Genomic DNA, 10,179 nt, shown 5'->3' on the forward strand with positions numbered 1-10,179 from the left:
TTATCAAAATGGTACATCTTATACTTGAAAGAAACGGACCGAGTGCTCGTACGTACTTGGTTTTTTGTTTGGTAGATTGATTAAAAAAAGAAAGAAGGAATTATTCCTTTAAAATAGTTTTGTAAAGAGAGGGAGACATCTATGCGTTTAAGACATAAACCATATGCAATGGATCGAATTAACGAGTATTCACATATCGTAATCGGAAACCCAGAGGAGCGCGCTGGTAACTGGAAAGAAGTATTTGGAAATGAACAACCAATTCATATTGAAGTAGGTACAGGTCGTGGCCGCTTTATGTATGATATGGCAAAAGCGAATCCACATATTAATTATATTGGAATTGAAAAATTCACAAGTGTTGTTGTAGATGCACTTGATAAATTAATTGAAGAAGAAGTGCCGAACTTAAAGTTAATTAATAAAGATGCTGAAGATTTAACAGTTTTCTTTGCAAAAGGTGAGATTGATCGCGTTTATTTAAACTTCTCAGATCCATGGCCAAAGAAGCGTCATACGAAGCGTCGTTTAACGTATAAAACGTTTTTACGTAATTATGAAGAAGTGTTAGTAGAAGGGGGAGAAATTCATTTTAAAACAGATAACCAAGGTTTATTTGAATATTCTCTTATGAGTATGGCTGAGTATGGTATGTTACTAACGTACTTAAGCTTAGATCTTCATAACAGCGACTTTGAAGGTAACATCATGACTGAATACGAAGAGAAATTCTCTAGTAAGGGTCATCGTATTTACCGAGTTGAAGCAAAATATCGTACAGAGCCTATGCAGTAATGCATAGGTTTTTTTATGCCTAAAATAATCAGAATTTTATGTTAAGATTAATTAAAAGGGGGATGTGTAATGGAACAGTTACAAATTGGAGATATAAAAGTAACGTGGTTAAAAGGCGGGAATACACATTTAGATGGAGGGGCAATGTTTGGTGTTGTGCCGAAAGTACTTTGGTCACGTAAATATACACATAATGACACAAATCATATTTACTTACGAACAGATCCGTTACTATTACAAACGAAAGATGGAAATATGCTCATTGATTCAGGAATAGGAAACGGTAAGTTGAATGAGAAGATGAAACGAAATCAAGGTGTAACAGAAGAATCATCGGTTTATGAATCGTTAGAAAAACAGGGATTAAAGCCTGAAGATATTCAATATATTTTAATGACACACCTTCATTTTGATCATGCATCTGGTCTAACAAAATGGGAAGATGATCACCTTGTACCGGCATTTCCAAATGCGAAAGTTTACGTAAGTGAAACAGAGTGGAATGAAATGAGGAATCCAAACATTAGATCACGTAATACATATTGGAAGGAAAATTGGGAGCCAATTGTAGATCAAGTTGTTACGTTCCAGCAAGAAATAGAAATTACAGATGAAATCAAGATGACGCATACCGGTGGTCATAGCGATGGACATGCAGTTATCGCTTTGGAGAGTCAAGGAGAAACGATGCTACATTTAGCAGACCTATTGCCGACACACGCGCATCAAAATGTATTATGGGTAATGGCATACGATGATTATCCGATGACTTCGATTGAAAATAAGCAAAAGTGGATGAAGTATGGTGCTGAAAAAGAGGCGTGGTTTACGTTTTATCATGACGCATATTATCGTGCTGTGAAGTGGAATGAGGAAGGACATATTGTAGAAAAAATAGAACGGAAAACGAGTATAGAAGCTTAAAAAGAGGAGATTGTTCCATCATATTTGTTGGAGCAGCTTCTTTTTTATTATCGGATTTTGTCGGTAAGTCGATATATTCGGAAAATCGCTGATATAATTTTAATCAATACCCACAATTTCAAAAAAATAAGAGGTTCACCTAATGGGAACCCTCCTTTTTATGCTGCTATAACTTCTAAAACAGTACCTGTTTTAGCATCAACTAAAAATTCAAATCGTTCTTGTATATCATCTAACATTGTTGTAAGACCGCCGCGATAAACTTCATATGCGACATCATATTTTTCAAATGTCTCTGGAACCATATGTACCCAAGAGCCAGTAATTTCACCTTTATGACTTAATGCTTGTTTCACCATTTTCAATGCTTTTTCTGAAGAAATATGGGATTGTTCTTGTACTTTGTTTGCAACGAGATAACCAGCTGCGAACCCAACGCCAAGACCTGCTACTAAACCTTTCCAACTCATATATTCACCTCAATTCTATAAAATAAAAATAGTGTACCAATAATAATTATAAAGCAAATACAGTTAAAAAAGAAGAAACTAGAAACATTTCGAAAATTTCGTTACAATAAAAGAGGTATTCTACTAAGGTTTGAAAGAAGGGGACTTCGTGAATAAAGAGACATTACAATTATTTCGTACGTTAACAGAATTACAGGGGGCATCAGGTTTTGAACATGATGTACGCCGTTTTATGAAACAAGAATTAAGCAAATATGCGGATGAAATTGTACAAGACGGTTTAGGTAGCGTATTTGGTCTGAAAAAAGGGGACGAAACTGGCCCGCGTGTTCTTGTAGCAGGTCATATGGATGAAGTAGGTTTCATGGTTACACAAATTACGAAAAATGGAATGCTTCGTTTTCAAACGTTAGGCGGCTGGTGGAGCCAAGTTTTATTAGCACAGCGTGTACAAGTTATGACGAAGAATGGTCCTGTTATTGGGGTTGTTGGTTCTATTCCTCCTCATTTATTAAGTGACGCGCAACGTGCAAAACCGATGGATATAAAAAATATGTTAATTGATATAGGTGCAGATAGTTATGAAGATGCGATTGAAATTGGTGTAAAACCAGGACAACAAATCGTGCCGATTTGCCCATTCACACCGATGGCAAATGAGAAGAAAATTATGGCGAAAGCTTGGGACAACCGTTACGGATGTGGTCTTGCAATCGAATTGTTAAAAGAATTAAAAGATGAAACATTACCAAATACATTATATTCTGGTGCTACTGTACAAGAAGAAGTAGGCCTTCGCGGAGCGCAAACAGCTGCAAATATGATTCAACCAGACATTTTTTATGCGCTTGATGCAAGTCCAGCAAACGATGCATCTGGTGACAAAACGCAGTTCGGTCAATTAGGAAAAGGTGCTCTTCTTCGTATTTACGATCGCACGATGGTAACACATAGAGGAATGCGCGAATTCATTTTAGATACAGCAGAAACAAACAACATTCCGTACCAATACTTTATTTCACAAGGTGGTACAGATGCGGGCCGTGTACATACAAGTAACTCTGGTATCCCATCAGCAGTAATTGGTGTTTGTGCACGCTACATTCATACACATGCTTCAATTTTACATGTTGATGATTATGCAGCGGCGAAAGAATTAATTACGAAGCTTGTAAGAACAACAGATAAAACGACGTTAGAGACAATTAAGAATAACGCGTAGAGAAGAAGGGCGAAAAACCCTTCTTTTTTTAGGTTGAATAGATGACCCAGCGATGATTGGGAGCGGTCAGTGCTTAATTGGTGTTCGAATGATGTATGAAGACTCCAAGTAGGAAGTGAGAGGAAGGCTGTTTTTGTTTTCGAAGACGGTAATGTTGCTAGAAAAAACCTTCTTTTTTAGGCTGAATAGATGACTTGGTGATATGTGGTAGTGGTTGATACTTAATTCGTATCTGATGCGGATATTAGAATAGAATGATGAATTTTTATAGAGGTGAACGAAATGAAAGTAGTAGTTGGATCGAAGAATAAAACGAAAGTTGGTGCTGTGGAGAAGGTTTGGAAAGATGCTACAATTACATCTCTTTCTGTTCCTTCAGGAGTAGCAAACCAGCCGTTTTCAGATGAAGAGACGATGCAAGGAGCGATTAATAGAGCGAAGCGAGCGCTAGAGGAAGGAGAAGCTCCAATTGGTATTGGGCTAGAAGGCGGTGTGATGAAAACGGAGCACGGTTTATTTATGTGTAACTGGGGCGCGCTAGCAACAAGTGATGGGAAAGTATTTGTGGCCGGAGGAGCGCGTATTACGTTACCAGACGATTTTTTAGCACCTCTTGAAGATGGCAAGGAGTTAAGTGAAGTGATGGAAGAGTTTGTACATAGAAAAGATATTCGTAGTCACGAAGGAGCGATTGGTATTTTTACAGATGATTATGTTGATCGCACGGAATTATTTGTACACGTTGTTAAGTTACTTGTTGGGCAATATAAGTATGACAAAAAGCAAGCATAAACCTTGCACCATGCGCGATGTATGGTAGTATAAAAGAAAGATTATAACATGAAAAATGCACTCGTTAGAGGAGGAAATATAGATGAAGTCATTAGAAAGCATGGAGCAATTCCAACAATTAAAAAATGAAGAGAATGTAGTCTTTATGTTCTCAGCAGAATGGTGCCCAGACTGCCGTTTTGTAGACCCATTTATGCCAGAAGTAGAAGAGAAATATAGTGATTTCTCATTTTACTATGTAGATCGTGATGAGTTTATTGATCTATGTGTAAAATTAGACGTATTTGGCATTCCGAGCTTTGTAGCGTACAATAAAGGTGAAGAAACTGGTCGCTATGTAAACAAAGATCGTAAAACACAAGAACAAATCGAAGAGTTCATTGAAGGTTTAAAATAAGGCAATTTGCCAATTGAATTGTAAAACAACCTCTACCTTCGCGGGGGAGGTTATTTTTTTGGAAGGGAGGAAAAAGAGATGAAGATGACAAGTAAAAAGATGAAAGACGAGTTAATGAAGAAATTATCTCGTCCAGAGTGGGACTTTCAGTATGATAGCGAGAAAGAGGTTCTACGTATAGAACAGAAAGACTCGAAAAAAGGTATTAACGTATCACTTCCAGGAGTTGTAGCAAAATGGGAAGTGAACAAAGAAAAGGCAATTGAAGAAGTTGCTTATTACGTACAAGAAGCGCTAATTGCGATGCATAAAGAAGAAAATAGCGGAGCAAAAATTTTACCTGTTATTCGTTCTACTTCTTTCCCGAAACAAGCAGAAGAAGGAAATCCGTTTATTATGACGGATCATACGGCGGAAACACGTATTTACTATGCGTTAGATTCGAATAAAACGTATCGACTAATTGATGAACGTCTGTTACAAAAATTAGAACTTACAGAACAGCAAGTGCGTGAAATGGCATTATTCAACGCACGCTCATTAGGTTATGAATTTAAACAAGACACAGTAGCGGGTAATACATTCTACTTTTTAAACACAAATGATGGGTATGACGCGACTCGTATTTTAAACGAATCGTTACTACAATCGATGCGTGAAAAGATTTCTGGTGACATGGTTGTTGCTGTTCCTCACCAAGATGTATTAATTATTGCTGATATCGTCAACGAAATCGGTTATGATATTATTGCACAAATGACAATGAAATTTTTTGCCGAAGGGCATGTTCCGATTACATCACTTTCATTCGTATATGAAGATGGAGAATTTGAACCAATCTTTATTTTAGCGAAAAATCGGAAGAAGACAGATGGAAAAGAGAAAGGATGAACGAAGTGAACGTTTTTTACAACCTTGAAGGAATTGGTGACACTTTAATTGTTGCCTTACAAGATATTACTTTAGAGAACCGTACTTTTGATCGCAAAGGAGATGTTGCACGCGTTTATGATCGTGAAAGCAACGTAACGGGAGGATTCAACATCTTTAATGCATCTTCTTACTTAGAAGTAAAAGAAACAGGAAACCTTACATTAACGAAAGAGCTTGTAGAGAAAATCAACGAAGTTTTAGCGAAGAATGGCTTTGAAGAAACAGTAGAAGCAGATCTTTCTCCGAAATTTGTTGTAGGCTATGTAGCTGAAAAAGAGAAACATCCAAATGCTGATAAGCTAAACATCTGTAAAGTAGAAATCGGTACAGAAACATTACAAATCGTATGTGGTGCACCAAACGTTGATGCAGGACAAAAAGTTGTCGTTGCGAAAATCGGCGCTGTAATGCCAAGCGGTATGTTAATTAAACCGGCTGAACTTCGCGGTGTTCCTTCTTCTGGAATGATCTGCTCTGCACGTGAATTAGAGCTTCCAGACGCTCCACAAGAAAAAGGTATTCTTGTATTAGAAGATAGCTTTGAAGTTGGACAAGAGTTTAAATTTTAATTGATATAAGAAAAGAGAGGTTGTCCTTTTGGGCAGCCTCTCTTTTTTGTCATTTTTGTTGGTAAGTCGAAATTTCGTGTTGAATCGTTAATATATTGAGAGTTGTGATAGATATACTCAAAAAATCGTAAATATGATAAAGGTGTCACCTTTTGTCTTAAAATCTATATTGTATTTTATAAACAAACTAGTTAAAATTTAGAAAAACAGAAGGGGATAGGCGTATGAAACAACAACCAAAAATCGCAGAACTTCTAAAACGAATTGAAACTTCAAAACAGCAAGATGTTGAGCTAGGTACTTATGAAATATATGTGTTTAGTGAAAGTGAATTAGAAAAAGGACAAATCGGTTACCGATATGATAAACATAAAAATTCATTAATAAGTGAAGAAAACGGAAAGTGGCAAGAAGGATGGATTGCAATTGGATATGAAACGGATATGGGCGATCCAGTTTTCGTAAATATAGATGATGACGCTTATCCAGTTTATACTGCAGAACGTGGTACAGAAACATGGCAGCCAGTTTATATTGGAAATATGGATGAGATTATAGGGCAATTATAAGAAAAACTTTGAATCCGGTGCAAAGTGATGGGAGAGAAGTATGAAGTATGAAGTATATAAAAATAATGAGCATGATTGTATTCATTGGAATATATATGGCCGGTTGTTCACAAGAGCAGCCGAAAAAAGAAACTACATCTTCTATACAAGAGAAAAACAAAGATACCAAAGAAGACGCACCGGTAGAAAAGCAGCAAGAACAAGAAAAGAACGAAGAATCGCAAGTAATTCAAACGAATGAGCAAGTAGAACATAGGCAAGAGGAAGTATCAGCCGAGGAAAAGAAAGAAGAAACTACAACGGTGCCGCCAACTGAGCAACCAGTGCAAAATAATGAACAAAAAGTAGAGAGTAATGAAAAACAAGAGAAGTTTCTCGTCGTTATTGATCCAGGGCATCAACAAAAAGCGAATTTAAATTTAGAGCCGATTGGGCCAGGGGCAACAACACAAAAATATAAAGTCACAGATGGTACAACTGGTGTTGTGACGAAAAAAAGAGAGGCCGTACTTGTATTAGAAATGGCTTTCGTATTAAAAGAAAAGTTAGAAGCGAAGGGAATGCAAGTATTAATGACGAGAACGTCACAAGACGTTGATATAAGTAATAAAGAACGGGCGACATTCGCAAACAATCATAAGGCAAATTTATTTTTACGTCTTCATGCAGATGGTTCTGAAAATCCAAACCAAAGTGGATTTGCTGTATTGACGCCAGCAGAAGACAGTCCGCATACGAAAGAGATTTATGCGGAAAGCCTTCAAATCTCTCAAATGATTGTAAATAAAATGAGGGAGAACCAGCAAGTGAAAGTAAATGGAATTAAATTCAGGGATGATCTTTCTGGATTTAATTGGTCCAAAGTACCTGGTGTACTATTAGAACTTGGGTTTATGTCAAATCTTGAAGAAGATAAAAAATTATCTGACCCGCAGTATGTAAATTCTTTATTGCAAAGTGTAACGGATAGTATAGATGCATATCGGAAGCGTAAAGCTTAAGCGCAGTCTTACATGAAAGGCTGCGTTTTTCCATATGAAACACTCGTAAATTAGAATATTGTGGATAAATATGACATGCTTAATTTTACCTGCACTTTTTGCCGAATGCTGATACAATAAAGGATGTTACTATTTAGTAGAAAGAGTGGTAAGCATGTTAGATTGGATGAAAAAGTTGTTTAACAAAGAGGAAGAACAAACAGCGTTGAATAAAGAAGTACAAAAGCAAATTGAAAGTCAGCCGAAAATTCCTCGTGTAAACCACTACACTGAAGCAAGAGAAGCACAAATGGCAAGTAGGAATGCAGGTAAATGCCGTTTTCCTTTAGTACCGGATAATGGGTTCGATGAAGAGGATGAAAGAGAAGTAGATCACTTCGAAGAACAACCTGTTCAAGGAGTAACATATGAAGAACCGACTGCTCAAAGAGGAATACAGGTGGAAAGAAGCAGACGACCGTATGTGGAAAAGGTAGTTTCTACATATGAAGAACCGGAAGTACAATATGAACCGGTGCGAGAGGCTGTCGTTAAAAAGGCATCTGCACCTTCGCAAGAGAGTAACCGTAGACCATTTCGTCCAACAGAAATGATTTCGCCAATTTATGGATATAATCGTCCTTCAGTAGAGAAAAAGGTTGAAAAGCAGGAGGAAGTAAAAGAAAGAGAAGATCTTGAAATATCTGTAGAGGGCAAAGCAGTTGTTGATGCATGGTTAGAGAAAAAAGGATATACATTATCAGATTTCTCAGAAGGGCAAGCAACGTCTTCTTCGCCTAGTCATGAATCGGTTGGTCAACAGGATAAAAAGCAAGAAAAATCAGTTGTTGATCAATGGCTAGAGAAAAACGGTTATGAAATCGAACGCCAAGAGCCTTTAGTAGAAGAAAAAGAAGTGATTCAAGGAATGAGTACACCGCAGGAAGTTTCAGCGGATGAATTACTTCATAAAACAGTAGCTGAGCAGATGGAAAGTGCTAAGCTAGAAAAAGATGTAGTGGTGTTAAACGAAAACAATCTACAAGAAGAATTAGTGGCTTCTAAAGTAGAGCACGAGGATACAATATTATCAGAAGAAATTAAACGTAATACAGAAATAAAACAACCTACTATTGAAGTGGAAAAGCAAGCTCCAGAAGAATCAGTGATTGTCAAAGCAGAAGAAAAACTTGCAGAAACAATCATTGTGGAAATACCAGAAGAGCCAGAAGAAGTGGAAGTAATTACAGAAACAGAAGAGCCAGAAGAAGTGGAAGTAATTACAGAAACAGAAGAGCCAGAAGAAGTGGAAGTAATTGCAGAAGCAGAAGAGTCAGAAGAAGTAGAAGTAATTACAGAAACAGAAGAGCCAGAAGAAGTGGAAGTAATTACAGAAACAGAAGAGCCAGAAGAAGTGGAAGTAATTGCAGAAGCAGAAGAGTCAGAAGAAGTAGAAGTAATTACAGAAACAGAAGAGTCAGAAGAAGTAGAAGTAATCGCAGAAGCAGAAGAGTCAGAAGAAGTGGAAGTAATTACAGAAACAGAAGAGCCAGAAGAAGTGGAAGTAATTGCAGAAGCGGAAGAGTCAGAAGAAGTAGAAGTAATTGCGGAAACAGAAGAGCTAGAAGAAGTGGAAGTAATTGCAGAAACAGAAGAGCCAGAAGAAGTGGAAGTAATTGCGGAAACAGAAGAGCTAGAAGAAGTAGAAGTAATTGCAGAAGCAGAAGAGCTAGAAGAAGTAGAAGTAATTGCGGAAACAGAAGAGCTAGAAGAAGTAGAAGTAATTGCAGAAGCAGAAGAGCTAGAAGAAGTAGAAGTAATTGCAGAAACAGAAGCACAAGAAGAAGTGGAAGTAATTGCAGAAACAGAAGAGCCAGAAGAAGTGGAAGTAATTGCGGAAACGGAAGAGTCAGAAGAAGTAGAAGTGATTGCAGAAATAAAAGCGCCTGTAGTAGAGACATTTGTAGCACTTGAGGAAATTCAGCAAGAAGATGAAGCGATTGAACAAAAGAGTGAATTCATACATGTAGCTGAGGCTGATGAACAGACAAAGAACGACGTTCAAAGCTTTGCGAATGTTTTACTTGCAGAAACAGAAGAAAATAAACGAGTTGTAGAAGAAGCGCCAGTCGCAGAAGAACAACGAGTTGTAGAAGAAACACCAGTCGCAGAAGAACAACGAGTTGTAGAAGAAGCGCCAGTCGCAGAAGAACAACGAGTTGTAGAAGAAGCGCCGGTCGCAGAAGAACAACCAGTTGTAAAAAAAGAAGAACCAAAACGTGAGAAAAAGCGTCATGTACCATTTAATGTTGTTATGTTGAAACAAGATAGAACACGATTAATGGAAAGACATGCAGCTAGGGCAAATGCAATGCAGCATTCTGTTAATGTACGAGTAGAGAATAGACCAGTGCAACAAGTAGTAGCAGAACCACAAGTGGAAGAACAACCAATGCAGCAGGTGGTAGCAGAACCACAAGTGGAAGAACAACCAATGCAGCAGGTGGTAGTAGAATCACAAGTGGAAG

The 10,179-nt window shown here is 37.5% G+C and carries 10 protein-coding genes and 1 pseudogene; 10 read left to right on the top strand and 1 reads right to left on the bottom strand.

The genetic code is table 11. From position 1 onward, the window contains the following. Window positions 1-141 precede the first annotated feature (141 nt). Together trmB and ACLBXA_RS01025 are read left to right on the top strand one after the other, a co-directional pair. Window positions 142-795, top strand: a complete 654-nt coding sequence (gene trmB, locus ACLBXA_RS01020; RefSeq protein ID WP_001239383.1) for a tRNA (guanosine(46)-N7)-methyltransferase TrmB — start codon at window positions 142-144, stop codon at window positions 793-795. Window positions 796-864: 69 nt separating this feature from the next. After that, entirely contained in the window at window positions 865-1,719 is an 855-nt protein-coding gene (locus tag ACLBXA_RS01025) for a YtnP family quorum-quenching lactonase (protein WP_447617081.1), read from the top strand. Window positions 1,720-1,877: 158 nt separating this feature from the next. On the opposite strand, the gene ACLBXA_RS01030 is transcribed toward ACLBXA_RS01025, so the two are convergent. Continuing rightward, window positions 1,878-2,189 carry a PepSY domain-containing protein gene (locus ACLBXA_RS01030; protein ID WP_000118541.1) on the bottom strand — a complete coding sequence of 104 codons (312 nt, stop codon included), beginning with the start codon at window positions 2,187-2,189 and terminating at the stop codon, window positions 1,878-1,880. Window positions 2,190-2,337: 148 nt separating this feature from the next. Here ACLBXA_RS01030 and ACLBXA_RS01035 point away from each other — a divergent pair, with 148 nt between their 5' ends. The 8 genes and pseudogenes from ACLBXA_RS01035 to ACLBXA_RS01070 form a co-directional block, all read left to right on the top strand. Further along, on the top strand, window positions 2,338-3,411 hold the full coding sequence (locus tag ACLBXA_RS01035) for a M42 family metallopeptidase (RefSeq protein WP_001031517.1): 1,074 nt from the start codon (window positions 2,338-2,340) through the stop codon (window positions 3,409-3,411). Window positions 3,412-3,693: 282 nt separating this feature from the next. Further along, entirely contained in the window at window positions 3,694-4,203 is a 510-nt protein-coding gene (locus ACLBXA_RS01040; RefSeq protein ID WP_000869954.1) for a DUF84 family protein, read from the top strand. Between the two features lie 82 nt (window positions 4,204-4,285). After that, a complete protein-coding gene (locus ACLBXA_RS01045; RefSeq protein WP_000838193.1) occupies window positions 4,286-4,600 on the top strand; it encodes a thioredoxin family protein in 315 nt (104 codons plus the stop codon). 78 nt (window positions 4,601-4,678) lie between these two features. After that, complete coding sequence (locus tag ACLBXA_RS01050) at window positions 4,679-5,491, top strand: DUF1444 domain-containing protein (RefSeq protein WP_000784606.1); 813 nt, start codon at window positions 4,679-4,681, stop codon at window positions 5,489-5,491. Then, window positions 5,488-6,102, top strand: coding sequence for a YtpR family tRNA-binding protein (gene ytpR, locus ACLBXA_RS01055; RefSeq protein WP_001006776.1), 615 nt, complete (start codon window positions 5,488-5,490; stop codon window positions 6,100-6,102). The genes ACLBXA_RS01050 and ytpR overlap by 4 nt, the downstream gene beginning before the upstream one ends. Before the next feature lie 224 nt (window positions 6,103-6,326). After that, a complete protein-coding gene (locus ACLBXA_RS01060) occupies window positions 6,327-6,671 on the top strand; it encodes a hypothetical protein (RefSeq protein WP_000813350.1) in 345 nt (114 codons plus the stop codon). A gap of 47 nt (window positions 6,672-6,718) precedes the next feature. Continuing rightward, the gene (locus ACLBXA_RS01065) at window positions 6,719-7,672 is read left to right on the top strand and encodes an N-acetylmuramoyl-L-alanine amidase (RefSeq protein ID WP_044783339.1); all 954 of its coding nucleotides are present in this window, start codon (window positions 6,719-6,721) and stop codon (window positions 7,670-7,672) included. Window positions 7,673-7,826: 154 nt separating this feature from the next. Then, window positions 7,827-10,179, top strand: a pseudogene (locus tag ACLBXA_RS01070) (DNA translocase FtsK); the annotation flags it as partial.

The sequence above is a fragment of the Bacillus sp. D48C genome (assembly GCF_053345735.1).

Excerpts from the sequence above, each read along its gene's own strand:
- trmB (WP_001239383.1), top strand. The coding sequence starts at position 142 with ATGCGTTTAAGACATAAACCATATGCAATGGATCGAATTAACGAGTAT.
- ACLBXA_RS01025 (WP_447617081.1), top strand. The coding sequence starts at position 865 with ATGGAACAGTTACAAATTGGAGATATAAAAGTAACGTGGTTAAAAGGC.
- ACLBXA_RS01030 (WP_000118541.1), bottom strand. The coding sequence starts at position 2,189 with ATGAGTTGGAAAGGTTTAGTAGCAGGTCTTGGCGTTGGGTTCGCAGCT.
- ACLBXA_RS01040 (WP_000869954.1), top strand. The coding sequence starts at position 3,694 with ATGAAAGTAGTAGTTGGATCGAAGAATAAAACGAAAGTTGGTGCTGTG.
- ACLBXA_RS01045 (WP_000838193.1), top strand. The coding sequence starts at position 4,286 with ATGAAGTCATTAGAAAGCATGGAGCAATTCCAACAATTAAAAAATGAA.
- ACLBXA_RS01050 (WP_000784606.1), top strand. The coding sequence starts at position 4,679 with ATGAAGATGACAAGTAAAAAGATGAAAGACGAGTTAATGAAGAAATTA.
- ytpR (WP_001006776.1), top strand. The coding sequence starts at position 5,488 with ATGAACGAAGTGAACGTTTTTTACAACCTTGAAGGAATTGGTGACACT.
- ACLBXA_RS01060 (WP_000813350.1), top strand. The coding sequence starts at position 6,327 with ATGAAACAACAACCAAAAATCGCAGAACTTCTAAAACGAATTGAAACT.
- ACLBXA_RS01065 (WP_044783339.1), top strand. The coding sequence starts at position 6,719 with ATGAAGTATATAAAAATAATGAGCATGATTGTATTCATTGGAATATAT.